Source organism: Stutzerimonas zhaodongensis, from assembly GCF_003696365.1.
In the GTDB taxonomy this organism is placed as follows: Bacteria; Pseudomonadota; Gammaproteobacteria; order Pseudomonadales; family Pseudomonadaceae; genus Stutzerimonas; species Stutzerimonas zhaodongensis.
Map to the genome: position 1 here is coordinate 1,576,602 of NZ_RFFM01000001.1, position 16,844 is coordinate 1,593,445.

General features: G+C 60.8%; 16 protein-coding genes. 7 read left to right on the forward strand and 9 right to left on the reverse strand.

Features of this window, described 5'->3' with window-relative positions; genetic code table 11:
- Positions 1–183: 183 nt before the first annotated feature.
- The 7 genes from lysS to EA797_RS07230 form a co-directional block, all read right to left on the reverse strand.
- Entirely contained in the window at positions 184–1,686 is a 1,503-nt protein-coding gene (gene lysS, locus EA797_RS07200; protein WP_122164431.1) for a lysine--tRNA ligase, read from the reverse strand.
- A 182-nt stretch (positions 1,687–1,868) separates the two neighbouring features.
- A protein-coding gene (gene prfB / locus EA797_RS07205; RefSeq protein WP_101153256.1) for a peptide chain release factor 2 occupies positions 1,869–2,964 on the reverse strand; the annotation gives its coding sequence in 2 pieces (ribosomal slippage) (positions 1,869–2,891 and positions 2,893–2,964; 1,095 coding nt in all).
- A gap of 156 nt (positions 2,965–3,120) precedes the next feature.
- Positions 3,121–3,888 (reverse strand): tellurite resistance TerB family protein, encoded by a 768-nt coding sequence (locus tag EA797_RS07210; protein ID WP_122164432.1) that lies wholly within the window; start codon positions 3,886–3,888, stop codon positions 3,121–3,123.
- A 31-nt stretch (positions 3,889–3,919) separates the two neighbouring features.
- On the reverse strand, positions 3,920–5,029 hold the full coding sequence (locus EA797_RS07215; protein ID WP_122164433.1) for an NADH:flavin oxidoreductase/NADH oxidase: 1,110 nt from the start codon (positions 5,027–5,029) through the stop codon (positions 3,920–3,922).
- 251 nt (positions 5,030–5,280) lie between these two features.
- On the reverse strand, positions 5,281–7,377 hold the full coding sequence (locus EA797_RS07220) for a molybdopterin oxidoreductase family protein (RefSeq protein WP_122164434.1): 2,097 nt from the start codon (positions 7,375–7,377) through the stop codon (positions 5,281–5,283).
- A 239-nt stretch (positions 7,378–7,616) separates the two neighbouring features.
- Positions 7,617–9,332, reverse strand: a complete 1,716-nt coding sequence (gene recJ / locus EA797_RS07225) for a single-stranded-DNA-specific exonuclease RecJ (protein ID WP_122164435.1) — start codon at positions 9,330–9,332, stop codon at positions 7,617–7,619.
- Positions 9,333–9,364: 32 nt separating this feature from the next.
- On the reverse strand, positions 9,365–9,892 hold the full coding sequence (locus tag EA797_RS07230; RefSeq protein ID WP_122164732.1) for a winged helix DNA-binding protein: 528 nt from the start codon (positions 9,890–9,892) through the stop codon (positions 9,365–9,367).
- Positions 9,893–10,088: 196 nt separating this feature from the next.
- Between EA797_RS07230 and EA797_RS07235 the strand changes: the two genes are divergently transcribed.
- The 5 genes from EA797_RS07235 (at position 10,089) to EA797_RS07255 (ending at position 14,593) form a co-directional block, all read left to right on the forward strand.
- Positions 10,089–10,838: a 5-oxoprolinase subunit PxpA gene (locus EA797_RS07235; protein WP_122164436.1), complete on the forward strand. Its 750-nt coding sequence runs from the start codon at positions 10,089–10,091 to the stop codon at positions 10,836–10,838.
- Positions 10,835–11,539, forward strand: a complete 705-nt coding sequence (pxpB, locus tag EA797_RS07240; protein WP_122164437.1) for a 5-oxoprolinase subunit PxpB — start codon at positions 10,835–10,837, stop codon at positions 11,537–11,539. The genes EA797_RS07235 and pxpB overlap by 4 nt, the downstream gene beginning before the upstream one ends.
- A complete protein-coding gene (locus EA797_RS07245; RefSeq protein ID WP_122164438.1) occupies positions 11,536–12,450 on the forward strand; it encodes a 5-oxoprolinase subunit C family protein in 915 nt (304 codons plus the stop codon). The genes pxpB and EA797_RS07245 overlap by 4 nt, the downstream gene beginning before the upstream one ends.
- 20 nt (positions 12,451–12,470) lie before the next feature.
- Entirely contained in the window at positions 12,471–13,268 is a 798-nt protein-coding gene (locus EA797_RS07250) for a putative hydro-lyase (protein WP_122164439.1), read from the forward strand.
- A gap of 107 nt (positions 13,269–13,375) precedes the next feature.
- Positions 13,376–14,593, forward strand: coding sequence for an NRAMP family divalent metal transporter (locus EA797_RS07255; protein WP_122164733.1), 1,218 nt, complete (start codon positions 13,376–13,378; stop codon positions 14,591–14,593).
- Between the two features lie 48 nt (positions 14,594–14,641).
- On the opposite strand, the gene EA797_RS07260 is transcribed toward EA797_RS07255, so the two are convergent.
- A complete protein-coding gene (locus tag EA797_RS07260; RefSeq protein ID WP_122164440.1) occupies positions 14,642–15,184 on the reverse strand; it encodes a YaeQ family protein in 543 nt (180 codons plus the stop codon).
- A gap of 155 nt (positions 15,185–15,339) precedes the next feature.
- Between EA797_RS07260 and EA797_RS07265 the strand changes: the two genes are divergently transcribed.
- Together EA797_RS07265 and bfr are read left to right on the forward strand one after the other, a co-directional pair.
- Complete coding sequence (locus EA797_RS07265) at positions 15,340–15,558, forward strand: bacterioferritin-associated ferredoxin (RefSeq protein WP_122164441.1); 219 nt, start codon at positions 15,340–15,342, stop codon at positions 15,556–15,558.
- A 195-nt stretch (positions 15,559–15,753) separates the two neighbouring features.
- On the forward strand, positions 15,754–16,224 hold the full coding sequence (gene bfr / locus EA797_RS07270) for a bacterioferritin (RefSeq protein WP_122164734.1): 471 nt from the start codon (positions 15,754–15,756) through the stop codon (positions 16,222–16,224).
- 127 nt (positions 16,225–16,351) lie between these two features.
- Here bfr and grxD read toward each other — a convergent pair whose 3' ends face one another.
- The gene (gene grxD, locus EA797_RS07275) at positions 16,352–16,678 is read right to left on the reverse strand and encodes a Grx4 family monothiol glutaredoxin (protein WP_122164442.1); all 327 of its coding nucleotides are present in this window, start codon (positions 16,676–16,678) and stop codon (positions 16,352–16,354) included.
- Between the last annotated feature and the right edge of the window lie 166 nt (positions 16,679–16,844).

Genomic DNA, 16,844 nt, shown 5'->3' on the forward strand with positions numbered 1-16,844 from the left:
CTGATCCGTGCCCGGTTCGCCGAAGGCTCCATACAGGAGCATTTCGGCAGCGCTGGAGCGATCTGAAGCGGCTGATAGAACGCCTGCCGGGTTGGGAATATCTGTCGCCGAGCCGAGCGCTGGCTCGGCGGCATCTCGGTGCCCAACCGCTCAGCGTGTTGCCGAACGGTTAGGCCTCGGCCATCAGGCTTCCGGGCGCATGTGCGGGAACAGAATCACGTCGCGGATCGACGGCGAGTTGGTCAGCAGCATCACCAGACGGTCGATACCAATGCCTTCGCCGGCGGTTGGCGGCATGCCGTATTCAAGCGCGCGGACGAAATCGGCGTCGAAATGCATCGCCTCGTCGTCTCCGGCGTCCTTGTCACGGACCTGCGCATGGAAGCGCTCGGCCTGGTCTTCGGCGTCGTTAAGCTCGGAATAGGCGTTGGCGATCTCACGGCCGCCAATAAACAGCTCGAAGCGGTCGGTGACGCTCGGATCGTCGTTGCTGCGACGTGCCAGTGGCGAGACCTCGAACGGATAGCGCGTGATGAAGGTCGGCTGCTCCAGTTTGTGCTCGACCAGCTCCTCGAAAATCATCACCTGCAGCTTGCCCAGCCCTTCGAAACCGAGCACTTTGGCGCCGGCCTTCTTGGCGATGGCGCGCGCAGTGTCGATGTCCTGCAGGTCGGCGGCGCTGATGTCCGGGTTGTACTTCAGGATCGAATCGAACACCGACAGTCGGGCGAAGGGCTCACCGAAGTGGAAGACCTTGTCGCCGTACGGCACATCGGTGCTGCCCAGAACCAGCTGGGCCAGTTCGCGGAACAGTTCCTCGGTGAGGTCCATGTTGTCTTCGTAATCGGCGTAGGCCTGGTAGAACTCGAGCATGGTGAACTCGGGGTTGTGCCGGGTCGAAACGCCTTCGTTACGGAAGTTGCGATTGATCTCGAAAACACGCTCGAAGCCTCCAACCACAAGCCGTTTGAGGTAGAGCTCGGGCGCGATACGCAGGAACATCGGCAGGTCCAGCGCGTTGTGATGAGTCTCGAACGGCTTGGCCGCGGCGCCACCGGGAATGGTCTGCAGCATCGGCGTTTCGACTTCGAGGAAGTCGCGCTCGTTGAGGAACTTGCGGATGTGGCCAATCACCTGCGAGCGCACGCGGAAGGTATGGCGGGTTTCCTCGTTGACGATCAGGTCGACATAGCGCTGGCGGTAGCGCTGCTCGGTGTCGGTCAGGCCATGATGCTTGTCCGGCAACGGACGCAACGACTTGGTCAACAGGCGTACGTCAGTCATCTCGACGTAGAGGTCGCCCTTGCCGGAACGCGCCAGGGTGCCTTCGGCGGCGATGATGTCGCCCAGATCCCAGGTCTTGATGGCTTCGAGCGTCTCGGCCGGCAGCGTCTTGCGGTTGACGTAGACCTGGATGCGCCCGGTCATGTCCTGCAGCACCATGAAGGCGCCGCGATTGAGCATGATGCGCCCGGCAACCTTTACCGGGATCGCCGCTTCTGCCAGCTCTTCCTTCGTCTTGTCCGCGTATTTCTGCTGCAGATCGTTGCAATAGCAGTCGCGACGGAAGTCATTGGGGAAAACGTTGCCCTTGGCGCGCTCAGCGGCCAGCTTTTCCTTACGTTGAAGGATCAGGCTGTTTTCTTCCTCTTGGGTGGCATGCTGGTTCAGCGGTTGTTCGCTCATGGTTTAAAAATGCCTGGATCGAATGGATGAATCCTGGGAAGACCATGCCGGAAAGTGCTCCGCAGCAGGTACTGCCCCGTCTTGGTCGGCTGAAGCCCACCCTACATGGTATGCAAAGCTGATGGAGAGAGGGCCGAGCGACGTTCCGCTTCAGCCCACCTCCACTCGCCAAGCACAGCGGCTTAGAGCCCCTGTTTCAAACTGGCTTCGAGGTACTGGTCGATGTCGCCATCCAGCACCTTCTGGCAGTCGCTACGTTCCACACCGGTACGCAAATCCTTGATGCGCGAGTCGTCGAGCACGTAGGAGCGAATCTGATGACCCCAGCCGATATCCGACTTGGTGTCTTCCAGCGCCTGGGAGGCCGCGTTGCGCTTCTGCATTTCCTGCTCGTACAACCGGGCCCGCAGCATTTTCATGGCGGTGTCCTTGTTGGCGTGCTGGGAACGCTCGTTCTGGCAGGCCACCACCGTGTTGGTCGGTACGTGGGTAATACGTACCGCCGAGTCAGTGGTGTTGACGTGCTGACCGCCGGCACCGGAGGACCGGTAGGTGTCGATGCGCAGATCCGCCGGATTGATGTCGATCTCGACCCTGTCGTCGATCTCGGGCGAGACGAACACTGCCGAGAATGAAGTGTGACGGCGGGCGCCAGAGTCGAACGGACTCTTGCGCACCAGGCGGTGCACGCCAATCTCGGTACGCAGCCAGCCAAAGGCGTACTCGCCCTTGATGTGTACGGTAGCGCCCTTGATGCCGGCGACTTCGCCTTCGGACAGTTCGACGATCTCGGCGCTGAAACCGCGCTTGTCGGCCCAGCGCAAGTACATGCGCAGCAGGATGTTGGCCCAGTCCTGGGCCTCGGTACCGCCGGAGCCGGCCTGGATGTCGAGGTAGGCGTTGTTGGGGTCCATCTCGCCGCTGAACATGCGACGGAATTCCAGCCCTTCGAGGATGCCGCGCAGGCGGTCGAGTTCGGCGGCGACATCGTCAACGGCGCTCTGGTCGTCTTCTTCGACAGCCATGTCGAGCAGGTCGCGGGAATCTGCCAGGCCGCCTTCCAGGTCGTCTATGGTCTCGACGATCTGCGCCAGAGTAGCGCGCTCGCGGCCCAGGTTCTGGGCGTACTCAGGTTTGTTCCAGACGTTGGGGTCTTCGAGCTCGCGGTTTACTTCGACGAGGCGATCATGCTTCTGATCGTAGTCAAAGATACCCCCGAATAGACTGGGTGCGCTCGGACAGGTCCTTGATGCTGTTGAGGATCGGGTTAATTTCCATAAGTAGGCAGCTCTCAATCGGACGTTGCGAAAAGCCGGCGATTATAGCGCAGCAGGCTGCGGCTGACAGCCCGTGCGGGACTATCGGCGCAGCCTATGTCAAGCGAGCGAACGGCTGGACGCAAGGGCGAGGCGGCAATATGACCGCCTCGTCGGGTCAGGCGGAAATGCCGCGAACCTGGCTCTCCAGTTCAGCCTTCAGTTGGTCGTCAAGCTTCATCTGGCGGGCCAGCTCATCCAGATAGGCTCGCTCCATGTACTGCTCTTCGTCGACCATCAAGACGCTGGCTAGGTACATTTCCGAGGCCATTTCCGGCGTAGTGGCCGCAGCGGCAACTTCTACCGGGTCCAACGGCTTGTTCAGTTCGGCTTCAAGCCAGCGCCGCAGTTCCGGGTCATCGGTCAATTGGGCCAGCTCGGCCTCGATCATCTGCTGCTCCTGATCGTCGACATGCCCATCGGCCTTGGCCGCAGCTACCAGCGCTTTCAGGATGCCGCGACTGTGCTCCTCGACCTGTTCCGGCGGCAAGCGATCGACCGTCTTCGGTTCAGCCCGAGCGGCGGTTGGTTGCATCGCCCCACCCTGTTGCGCCTGCTGAGCCTGTTGCGCCTGCCAGTTGCCATAGGCCTTGTACGCGAGCATGCCAAGCGCAGCCAGCCCACCATAGGTAACGACCTTGCCGCCCATGCGGCGACCGCTCCGGCTGCCGAGCAGCATGCCGAGCGCGCCGGTCGCCAGCGCGCCCTTCCCGGCCCCACCCACGCCGCCGAGTATGCTGCCGAGCGGTCCACCGGCGCCGGAAAGCATGTCGCCGAGCGAACCCGTTCCATTAGTCGCCGGCGAGCGGGAGACCGATCCCTGCTGCTTCTGCAGCAGATCCTGTCCTGACTTGAGTAGCTGATCGAGCAAACCACTGGTTTTCATCGAAAATACCTGCAGCGAGTTTGTGTGGAGTTCAGTTGAGCGAATCTGGAATCTTGCGGATGGGCGTGTCACGGTGTGCGGCACGCACGTACTGAGCGGGCCAAGGCACCGAGCTGTCGCGCAGGTCCTCGGCCGCATGCAACGGCCAGTAGGGGTCACGCAGCAGTTCACGCGCCAGCAAGATCAGATCTGCCTGGCCGGTACGCAGGATGTGTTCCGCCTGTACCGCTTCGGTGATCATGCCGACGGTGCCGGTGGCAATGCCGGCCTCACGCCGGACCTGTTCGGCAAATTGAGTCTGGTAGCCCGGGCCGACCGGAATCTCGGCGCTCGCCGCCGTTCCGCCGGATGAAACATCAATCAGGTCGACGCCAAGCGCCTTGAGTCGCCGCGCCAGTTCAACCGTTTCTTCAGCGTTCCAGCCATCCTGGACCCAATCGGTAGCCGACAGGCGGACGAACAACGGCAGCTCATCCGGCCAAACCGCCCGCACAGCCTCCGTGACTTCAAGCAACAACCGGATGCGGTTGTCGAAAGACCCGCCGTAAGCATCCTGCCGCTGATTGGATAACGGAGAAAGAAACTGATGGAGCAGGTAGCCGTGCGCGGCGTGCAGTTCGGCGACCTTGAAGCCTGCTGCCAGCGAGCGCTCAGCGGCGCGTACGAAAGCCTGAATGACCTCTTTTATCCCCGCCTCGTCCAACGCCGTGGGCACTGCGTGTTCCGGATCGAACGCAATCGTCGATGGCCCGACGGGCGTCCAACCACCTGCCGCGATGGGCACGCTGCCGTGCCGTCCGAGCCAGGGCTGCCAAGTGCTCGCCTTGCGGCCGGCGTGAGCCAGCTGGATGCCGGCGAACGCGCCTTGATTTTCGATAAAGCGGGTGATGCGTCTTAGCGGCTCAACATGCTCGTCCGTCCAGATCCCCAGATCCTCCGGCGAAATACGCCCGTCCGCCGTGACGGCAGTGGCCTCGATGATGACCAGACCCGCCCCGCCAACCGCTCGACTGCCGAGGTGTACCAAGTGCCAGTCGTTAGCCATTCCGGCCTTGGCCGAGTACTGACACATCGGCGAAACAACGATGCGATTGGGCAGGGTCAACTGGCGCAGGGTGAGCGGCTGGAAGAGCTGTGTCATGAAAACCTCGACTGCGATGGATGCGTATTTGGACACCCATCAGTACAGACTGTTTCGACAACTTTGCTCGGCGCCGCTCCGCGGAAGGCACGAATCGGTCACTTGGTATTTCGGGATAAAGCACCTCGACGAAGCGGCAACGGGCCGGGAGCGGAAACCTCCATGTCTCGCTCATCTCACCGGCGATTGTGATCGCGAGCGAAACACCGTCGGTCACTTCTTCAATGGACGCCTTCTATGAAACCCCGGGCCTAAGCCGCCTCAACCCAAACAGGGACACCGTTGAGCGCGGCGTTGCCCGAGAGCACGTCCAACTGGCGCTCGTCCGTCAGATCGTTGGCACTCGCCCCTGGCTGGCGACTGGCGATGTCCAGCTGGACGCCGGGTCGCCCATGCCCCCAACCGTGCGGAAGGCTCACGACACCGCGCATCATTTCGTCGCTGACGGCAACCTCGACTTCAATCATCCCGACGCGGGAACGCACCCGCACGCGCTGCCCGTCGAGCAACCCCAGTCGACTGAGATCGGTGGGGTTCATCAACAACTGATGGCGCGACTTGCCTTTGACCAGGCGATGATAGTTGTGCATCCATGAGTTGTTGCTGCGAACGTGGCGACGACCGATCAGCACCAATTGATCGGGCTGTACCGCAGCCGCCGCGGCGAAGCGTGCCACATCGTTAACGAACAACGACGGGGCGGCCTGCACTCGTTGATTCGCTGTTTTCAGCCGTCGCGCCAGATTCGGTTTGAGCGCACCGAGATCAAGCCCGTGCGGGTAGTCGCGCAGCCTGTCCACGCTGAGGGTCAGCTCGCTATTGTCTCCGTAGGGGCCTGCACGCAACGCACGATCGATCATCTGATCGGGCGCCATGGTGGGCTTGAGCTCAGCCCCGATTCGGCTCGCGAACGCTTTGGCCAGCCCGACGAAGATCTCCCAGTCATGCAGCGCACCCACCGGCTTGGCGAGCACCGACTCGTTGAAGCGGGTCACATTACGTACTGCAAAGACATTGAAGGTGGTGTCGTAGTGATCATGCTCCAGGGGTGCAGTGGGCGGCAGGATCAGGTCAGCGTAGCGTGTGGTTTCGTTGATGTAGAAGTCTACGCAAACCATGAACTCCAGCCCGTCCAACGCCTGCTCGAGCTGCCGGCCGTTGGGCGTGGAAAGCACAGGATTGCCCGCCACCGTGACCATTGCGCGAATCTGCCCGTCCCCCTCGGTCAGCATCTCCTCGGCCAGTGCAGACACCGGTAGTTCTCCGCCATATTCCGGCAGGCCTGAAACGCGACTCTGCCAGCGGTTGAAATGGCCGCCCGAGGTGTTCGCCACCAGATCAACCGCAGGTTCGGTGCAGAGCGCCCCACCTGCCCGATCGAGATTGCCGGTTACCAGATTGATCGACTGCACCAGCCATTGACACAGCGTACCGAAGGCCTGGGTCGAGACGCCCATACGCCCATAGCAAACGGCGCTGTCCGCTGCCGCGAAATCTCTTGCCAGCTGTCGGATCTGCTCGGCAGGCACGCCGCAGCGCGAACTCATCGATTCAGCCGAGAATGGCGCGACCGCCGCGCGCAACTCGTCCAGACCATCCACAGGCAGGTGCCCGGTACGGGTCAGGCCTTCATCGAACAACGTGTTCAGCAGACCGAAAAGCAGCGCAGCATCTTCGCCAGGGCAGACGAACAAATGTTGATCGGCAATGGCAGCGGTTTCGCTTCGACGTGGGTCGACGACCACCAACTTACCGCCGCGCGCCTGCAACGCCTTGAGACGCTTTTCCACATCGGGTACGGTCATGATGCTGCCGTTGGAGGCCAGCGGATTACCGCCCAATATGAGCATGAAGTCGGTGTGGTCGATGTCCGATATCGGAATCAATAGACCGTGGCCATACATCATCAGGCTGGTCAGATGATGAGGCAGCTGATCGACCGAGGTCGCGGAGAATCGATTGCGGGTCTTCAGTTGACCGAGGAAGTAGTTGCTATGGGTCATCAGCCCGTAATTGTGCACGCTGGGGTTGCCCTGATAGACCGCCACTGCATTATTTCCATGACGCTCTCGGATTTCCGCCAGTCGCTCGGCAACCAGTGTGAACGCCTCGTCCCACTCGATGGCCTGCCACTCGTTGCCTATACGGCGCATAGGGTGGCGCAGACGATCCGGGTCATTCTGGATATCCTGCAACGCAACGGCCTTGGGGCAGATATGGCCTCGACTGAAGGTGTCCTGCGGATCACCCTTGATCGACAGGATCTGTTCATCGCGGGTTTCGATGGTCAGGCCACAGATGGCCTCGCACAGGTGGCAGGCACGGTGATGCCGGATCGTTTCACTCATCGCTGGCTCCGAAGATTGTTCTTGTAATGGGAACACTCTAGGCCCGAGGCGGGCAGCAGCCAATGAAAGACGTTGCGGCAAATAGGGTTCGATTCATATGACCGATCTCGCGAGCGGTCCAGCGGCCAGCGAGCCATAAGATCTGGAGATGCAGGGCCTATGTGGCGCGAGTTGCGCGCTGCCAAGTCACCTCCTGACAGCGACAGACCCGCTCGGCGCATGCGCCATGCTTGGCGCGATCAACGCGCCGCGATGTGCGCCACCAGCAGTTGCACGCTCTCCCTTCCGCGGAATTCATTCACATCCAGTTTGTAGGCCAGATCCGCCCAGCGCACGGTGGGGTTTGGCCAGAGCTCGCGATCGATGTTGAAGGCGATGCCATCGAGGGTCAGCGAACCGCATTCGCTCTTGAGCACCATCTTCAGGTGTTTCTCACCCACCAGCCGCTGCTGCACCAGCTGGAACACGCCGTGAAAAACCGGCTCGGGGAAGTGCTGCCCCCAGGGCCCCGCATTGCGCAGCGCCTTGGCCAGTTCGAGATGGAATTCTTCGACGCTCAACTGGCCATCGGTGAGCAGACGCCCGGTGAGGTCGTCCTCGCACAGTTGGCGCCGGACCTCGGCATCGAAGGCGGCCGTGAATGTGCCGAAATTCGCTTCCGGCAGTGACAAACCGGCTGCCATCGCATGGCCGCCAAACTTACTGATCAGACCGGGATGACGCGCCGCGACAGCATCCAACGCGTCACGAATGTGAAAGCCCGGCACTGAACGCGCCGAGCCTTTGAGCATCCCCTCGCCAGCATCGGCAAAAGCAATGGTGGGGCGGTGATAACGCTCTTTGAGACGCGAAGCGAGAATGCCGATAACACCCTGGTGCCACTCCGGTTCGAACAGGCATAGCCCGAACGGCATGTCTTCTAGCGGCAGATCCTTTAGCTGAGCCAGCGCTTCGCGCTGCATGCCCTGCTCGATGCCCTTGCGATCCTGATTGAGTTGGTCGAGCTGCACCGCCATGTCACGGGCCAGCGCTTCGTCTTCACACAGCAGGCACTCGATACCTAGGGCCATGTCATCAAGCCGCCCCGCCGCGTTCAGTCGAGGTCCGAGGATGAAACCCAGATCGGTCGAGGTGATGCGGCTGTGATCGCGCCCGGCCACTTCGAGAATGGCTCGCAGCCCCGGCCGTGCCCGACCGGCACGAATGCGCGCCAGGCCCTGATGCACCAGGATGCGATTGTTTGCGTCCAGCGGCACCACGTCGGCCACGCTTCCCAGCGCCACCAGGTCCAGCAGCTCGGCCAGGTTCGGCTCCGACCAGCCGTTGCGGCTGAACCAGCCCCGTTCGCGCAGGGCAGCACGCAGGGCCAGCAACACATAGAAGATCACCCCGACGCCGGCGATGCATTTACTCGGAAACGCGCATTGCGGCTGGTTGGGATTGACGATGGCATCGGCTGCCGGGAGATCGGAACCTGGCAGGTGGTGATCGGTAACCAATACCTTCAGCCCCGCTGCCTTGGCCGCTGCCACACCGTCGACGCTGGAGATGCCGTTATCCACGGTCACCAGCAGATCGGGTTGCCGCTCGAGCGCGACGGCCACGATTTCAGGCGTCAGGCCGTAGCCGTATTCGAAGCGATTGGGCACCAGATAATCCACATGGGCCGCCCCCAACTGGCGCAAGCCCAGCACACCGACGGTACTGGCGGTGGCGCCGTCGGCATCGAAATCGCCGACGATCAGGATGCGCTGACGCTTCTCCAGCGCGTCGACCAACAAGGACACAGCAGCATCGATCCCGCTGAGCTGACCGTAGGGGATCAGTCGTGCCAGCCCTTTGTCCAGCTCGCTGATCGACTGCACGCCACGAGCCGCGTAGAGACGCGTCAGCAGTGGAGGCAGGTCGCCCAGGTCTGGAAGCCGCTCGGGAAGTGGACGGGGTTCGATGCGCATCTTTGGTAGTCCGGCCTGTAGCGTGAGGTGGGTCAGAGCGAAGTGGCAGCTCGTGCGGCCTGGTCATAGAGCCCAGACATGGCGCGCAGCAGCCCGGCTAGGCGATGGATATCGTCCGGGTCGATGTTCAGGTTCTCGAACGACGCGATAAGGCACTCGCGGCGGATGTCGGCATATTCCCTGCACAGCGCGCCACCCTTTTCGGTGGGCCGGTAGAACATTTCCTTCCCCTGCTTCTCGCCTTCTACCAGACCAAGCTTGCCGAGCTTCTTCAAGGCATAGGTCACGGTGTGAGTGTCTTCGATATTGAGCAGCAGGCAGATATCCGCTTGTCGCTTGGCACGGCCACGGCTCGCGAGGTTGTGCAGCACCATCACGTCCAGCGCATTCATCTCCACTGCGCCGGATGCCTTCATGCATCGCTCCATCCAGCGCATCAGCGCGGCGCTGGCAACGATGATGCCGTACTCGAGTTCGGAGAGTTCCTGGGACTGCTCGGCGAGATGCGCCGATGCGACGATGGACGATCGCAACGGGCGAGTAGATTTAGCGTCAACCATCTTGTGGACCACGGGATGAGGGGCGAAGCGTGATGCCGCCCGGGGAATCGGGGCGGCAAGCATACATCAATGTACTCGCAGCGACCGCCGCAGGGATCGTCATTAAATTTTTATTGATAAATCATTGATAATTTATCATCGTTACCTCACTTTCCCGCCGGCATGCCGGAGCGGGCCAGCCGACAGCGAGGATCGTATGAAACGTCTTCTTCTCAATTGCGACATCGGCGAAAGCTTTGGCGCCTGGACCATGGGCCTCGATGCCGAGGTCATGCCCTTCATCGACTGCGCCAATGTGGCCTGCGGATTTCACGCGTCAGACCCCCAGATCATGCGTCGCACTGTCGCGCTGGCAACGCAGCATGACGTGAAGATTGGCGCGCATCCTGCCTACCCCGACCTTGTAGGCTTCGGCCGCCGATCCATGGCGTGCAGCCCGGATGAAGTGGAGAACATGCTGCTTTATCAGATCGGCGCGCTGGATGGCATCTGTCGCGCTGAAGGCACTCAGGTCCGGTACGTCAAACCGCATGGGGCCCTGTACAACGACATGATGCGTAAACCTGAGTTGCTTCGGGCGGTGATGAAGGCGGTCACGGCCTACTCGCCGTCGCTTCCGCTGATGCTGATGTCCACCCGCGACAACAGCGCTGCCCAGACATTGGCTGACGAAGTGGGGATCAAGCTGTGGTTCGAGGTGTTCGCTGATCGAGCCTACGACCCGGCTGGCATGCTGGTATCCCGGTCCTTGCCCGGTGCCGTGCATCACGACGCCGAAACCGTCGCAGCTCAGGCGTTGAGCCTGGCCAAAGGCGATGCGCTGACAGCCAGCGATGGCAGTGCCCTGATACTTCGTGCCGATACGCTCTGCGTTCACGGCGACAACGCCGGTTCGGTCGCAGCGGTGCAGCGCATTCGCAAAGCGCTTGAGCAGCTTCCCGCATGACGCCGCGCATCGAAGTGGTCGGCATCGATTGCCTGATGCTGCGCCTGTTCGACGAGATCGATGAAGCCCACATGCCCTGGCTGCTGGCCGCTACACGTCGTCTGCGTGAAGCCTTTGGACCGGCTTTGGTTGATCTGGTCCCGTCCTACACGACACTGCTGGTGCACTACGATCTGACTCAACTGAACGACGACCAGGCGCGCGAACGAGTTTCCCAAGCACTCAATGAACTGCGACCGGACACCGGCGGGCAGGCGCGTGAGCTGGAGATCCCGGTCTGGTATGACACAAGCGTCGGCCCGGAACTCGAGGCACTGGGGCAGCGCAGCGGGCTCGGCGTCGCCGGAGTGATCGAGCGCCACAGTGCCCGCCCCTATCAGGTCTTTGCGCTGGGCTTCGCGCCGGGGTTCGCCTTCATGGGACTGGTCGACGAGTGCCTTGCCAGCCCCCGCTTGCAGACACCTCGCAAGCAGGTTCCGGCCGGCAGCCTGGGTATCGCCGACCGCCAGACTGCTATCTACCCACTGGTTTCGCCAGGGGGCTGGAACCTTATTGGCCGCAGCCCGACCCGGCTATTCGACCGAGAATTGGATGGTTACAGCATCTGGCAGCCCGGCGATCGCGTGCGCTTCCAACCCATCGATCACGCCGAGTTCGTTCGCCTCGGCGGAGACGACACACCCTTCGAGGTGATGCCATGAGCCTGTTGATCGAACGCAGTGGTGCCATGGCCAGCTTGCAGGACGGCGGCCGTTTCGGCGTGCGTCATCTTGGTGTGACCCAGGGGGGCGCTGCGGACTGGGTATCTCAAGCCTGGGCCAACTGGTTGCTGGGTAATCCGCTGCAGGCTGCGACGATCGAGATCACGCTCGGGAGTTTCGTCCTGCTCGCCGAAGCCGACAGCTGCCTGGCGCTGTGCGGCGCCGACCTGTCCGCATCGCTCGATGACCAGCCTCTGGAGCCAGGACGCAGCTTCACCATTCGCAAGAGGCAACGCCTGGCGTTTGCCCAGCCGCGCCAAGGTGTGCGGGCCTACCTTGCCGCACCTGGCGGCTTCGCAGCACCACAAATGATGGACAGCTGCGCAACGGTGCGGCGAGAGGCGCTTGGGGGGCTGCACGGTGATGGCGAACCACTGAAGATGGGCGACCGCCTCACTTGGAGGGGTACTGCCCCCGCACCGCGGACGCTGGACAGCAGCTTGGCGACGCCACTGTCAGGGCCGGATCCGCTACAGGTGGTACTCGGCGCCCAGATCGGGGACTTCAGCGGGAGAAGCCTGTTTGACGCATTCAATAGCGAATGGACGGTTGATCAGCGCGCAGACCGCATGGGCATCCGCCTGCTTGGTCCGGCGCTGCGCAGCTCACGACAGTCGATGATCTCCGAAGGCGTGCCGCTGGGTGCGATACAGGTTCCGCCCGACGGGCAGCCGATCGTTCTGCTCAATGATCGACAGACCATTGGAGGCTATCCGCGTCTCGGCGCCCTGACCCCCTTTGCCGTTGCTCGTCTGGCGCAGTGCATGCCGGGCACCACACTGCGGCTGCAGCCGACCGCGCTGGAAGCGGCCCAACGTCAGCAACGCAAACTGCTCGCCTACTGGCGATAACCCTAGAGCGGAGCGAAGCCATGAACCTGAACCCTTATCGCCACCTCCCGCCTTCGGAATTGCGCCGATTGATCCGCCGTGGCGAGCTGAGCGGGCCAACCGCGGGGCTGGCTAATGGCTTTGCCCAAGCGAATCTGATGATCGTCCGCCGGGAGCTCGCCTACGACTTTCTCCTGTTCTGTCAGCGCAACCCCAAGCCCTGCCCTTTACTTGACGTGACCGATCCTGGCTGCACCGAACCGCTGCGCGCGGCACCTGGAGCAGACATTCGCACCGACTTTCCAAAATATCGGATCTACCGTCACGGCAGCCTGGAACAGGAAGTCAGCGATATCACGGCGTTCTGGGAAGACGGCATGGTTGCCTTCCTGATCGGCTGCAGCTTCAGCTTCGAGGGTGCATTGCTGGCTAACGACGTACCGGTCCGACACATCGAGGACAATCATAACGTGCCGATGTACCGCACCAATATCCCCTGCCAGGCAGCGGGATCGCTAAACGGGCCAATGGTCGTCAGCATGCGACCGATGCCGGCAGACAAGGTAGTGCGAGCGGTGCAAGTCACCTCACGGTTTCCAGCAGTGCATGGAGCGCCGGTACACATCGGTGATCCGCGACAGATCGGCATACACGATATCGACCGTCCCGACTTCGGAGAGCCGTCGGCGATAGGTGACGACGAGATCCCTGTGTTCTGGGCCTGCGGGGTGACGCCTCAGGCCGTGGCCATGCAAGCCAAGCCAGAACTGGTCATTACCCACGCTCCCGGACACATGTTCATCACCGACATCCGTGATGAACATATGGGGGTGCTCTGACCCAGACCTCACTAACTTCATCTCAAGAATAAAAATGACATCGAGAGTCCGGTTTGTACCCGGCTGCATTCCCTACCTGCCCCAACATCAAGAAAAAAGGTATCCCGATGCACCCCAGCCCCAGCGCTACCCCAACGTCACAACGCAACGTCCTGCGCGGCGCCATTTTCATCATGGCGACGTCTTCGATCGGCCCCGCCTTCCTGACTCAGACATCCCTGTTCACCGAGAAATATCTGGCGAGTTTCGCGTTCGCCATCATCATTTCACTGCTGATCGACATCGGTGCGCAACTCAACATATGGCGCGTGATTACCGTCGCCAACCTGCGCGGCCAGGACGTGGCAAACCGGGTCATTCCGGGTGTCGGGCATCTGATTTCGGCATTCATCGTACTGGGCGGGATCGCCTTCAACATCGGCAACATCGGTGGGGCCGGTCTAGCGATGAATGTGATTTTCGGCGTGCCTCCTGTGATCGGATCGCTGATCGCCGCCGTGCTCATCATCGGCATCTTTCTGCTGCGCAACGCCAAGGGCGTAATGGATTCCATCATGCAGGTGCTCGGGCTGATCATGCTGTGCATGATCGGATACGCCATGATCCAGTCGAGCCCACCGGTGATGGAAGCGCTGAGCCGCAGCTTCAATCCGGACGATCCATTGATTCTCCTTCTACCGATCGTGACGCTCGTTGGCGGGACCGTGGGCGGCTACATCTCCTTTTCCGGTGGACATCGGCTGGTTGAAGCCGGAATCACTGGCGTGCAGAACGTAGGCGTGGTAACGCGTGCCGCAGTAATCGGCATTGCCACGACAGGTGTGGTTCGTATCTGCCTGTTTCTCGCCGCGCTTGGGGTCGTCAGCCAGGGCCTGAGCCTGGATCCGGCCAACCCGGCGGCTTCGGTGTTCTCCCACTCCATGGGCACGGTGGGCTACAAGATGTTCGGTGTCGTGTTGCTGGCCGCATCGGTGTCGTCGGTGATCGGTGCCGCCTATACCAGCGTTTCCTTCATGTACTCCCTGCACGAGAGCATTCAGCGTCATAACCAGCGTGTAGTTATCGGCTTCATTGCCTGCTCGACGCTGATCTACAGCCTTGTCGGTCAACCGGTCAAAGTGCTGGTGGTGGCCGGGACACTCAATGCGCTGGTATTGCCGCTGGCCCTGGCCTGCATTCTCTGGGCGGCGAAGAAGCCGAGCATCGTCGGTAACGAGTACCGTCATCCGACCTGGATGCTGGTGTTCGGGCTGTTGGCGATGGTGGCCACAGCGGTGGGTGTGGTGATGTCGTTCAACGCGTTCGTACAGTTCTGGCAGTCCTGACGTAGACCTCGGAGGGCCGTCGCGCCCTCCTCTACGATCGCTGAGCGCTTAGCCGCGCTCGCCGATCAGCCATTCCAGCGGCACTTCGTGCTGGCCACGCTCATCGGTAATGAACAGTGCGCCTTCGCTGACCATCACGCTCCAAGTGATGGAGCGCGGCAGGTCACGCGCAACGGTCTCCAGCGCCTCCTGCCCCACTGCTACAACGTTTATTTTTTTCAAATTGCGGACACTATCGAGCACCTTGGTCTGCCAGACGCGCAGATTGCCATAGGCCACCAGACTGAAGCGCTCGGCACGGCGCGAGCACCAGGTGATCCGCTCGGCGTCGGGCTGACCCACTTCGATCCAGTGCAGCACGCGATCGTCCAGACTCTTTTCCCACAACGCAGGTTCATCCACATCTGACAGCCCGCGGCCGAAGGCCAACTGCTCGCCGTACCAAAGTATGTAGGCGATCAGCCGCGCGACCATCCGCTCTTCAGTCTCCGATGGATGACGAGCCACGGTGAAGCGCAGATCTTGATAAACATGACGATCGAGATCGGTGAGATTGATTTCAACTTTGTAAGGGGTGGCTTGCAGGGCCATGACGGCTCCAGGCGGAAAACGGGGTCGCAGTTTACCTCATGACTACAGAGGGATAAGCCACCTGGACATAACCAGCGAAACCGACGAACGAGCTTTGACAATCATTCTCATTATATTTAGCATCTCCCCATTCGCAGACCCAACGGGTAGTCCCTATGTACGTGTGTCTCTGCCAAGGCGTGACTGATGGCCAGATTCGTGAAGCCATTTACGAAGGTTGCTGCAGCTATCGTGAAGTGCGTGAAGCCACAGGCGTGGCCACTCAGTGCGGCAAATGCGCATGCGTTGCCAAGCAGGTCGTCCGTGACACGTTGAGTGATATTCAGGGCGCCAGCGCCTCCCTCGCCTATCCGGCTGGCTTCGCACCAGCCTGAATAAAAATTTTGCAGGAGCCGGGCACATGCCCGGCTTTTTTATGCCCGTAAATCAAGACCTTGCCGGCAAGTCGCGGAACAGACTTATTCTTATTCCGGTTTACCCTTTTACATTCAATGACTTAGGTTTGACAGAGCCCTTCTTCGTGGCCAGACTGCGCGCATTACGAACTTGATTCGACGCAGGGCATGATCATGAAAGGCGACAAGCTAGTTATTCAGCATCTCAACAAGATTCTCGGCAACGAACTGGTCGCCATCAATCAGTACTTCCTGCACGCGCGCATGTACGAGGATTGGGGCCTCGGCAAACTGGGCAAGCACGAGTACAAGGAATCCATCGATGAGATGAAGCATGCCGACAAGCTGATCAAGCGCATTCTCTTTCTCGAAGGCCTGCCCAATCTGCAAGACCTCGGTAAGCTGCTGATCGGCGAAAACACTCGTGAAATGCTCGACTGCGATCTCAAGCTCGAGCAGAGCGGCATGCAGGATCTCAAGGTAGCCATCGCCTACTGCGAGAGCATTGGAGACTACGGAACGCGTGAGATGCTTGAAGACATCCTCGAGTCCGAAGAAGAGCACATCGATTGGCTCGAAACTCAGCTCAGCCTGATCGACAAGGTCGGGATGGAAAATTATCTGCAATCGCAGATGGATGAATAAAAAGTTCGATATGACAAGGGGAGCTCCGGCTCCCTTCTTTATTGCGCGTTGCACCTCGGCTACGTTGACTTGCGAAACAGCAGGCATAAAAAAACCCGCCAACGGCGGGTTCTTCAAATCGTCTCGATCAGGCGCCGGCTTTCTGCACGGCCTGCTTGATCAACGGCTGCAGCTCACCTTTCTCGAACATCTCTAGAATGATGTCGCTACCCCCAACCAGCTCGCCATCGACCCATAGCTGAGGGAAAGTTGGCCAGTTAGCGTACTTGGGCAGGTTGGTACGGATTTCAGGATTCTGCAGGATGTCGACGTAAGCGAATTTTTCACCACACCCCATAATCGCCTGGGTGGCGCGGGCCGAAAAGCCGCATTGCGGAGCGTTGGGCGAGCCTTTCATATAAAGCAGCACCGGATTCTTCTCGATCTGCTCTTTGATAGTTTCGATGATATCCATGGGGCACCTCGGCTAGTCTCGGTTGCGGCGCATTGTACAGGAACAGTGCTGTAAAAGCCGAGTCGCGGGCTCGGCTTTTATCGCGACACACAGTACCTGTTGCACCTGCAGGGCCGATTTCTGGCGCTCCGAGGCCGATTTGCGCCCGCTGAGCCTTTCTGGATAA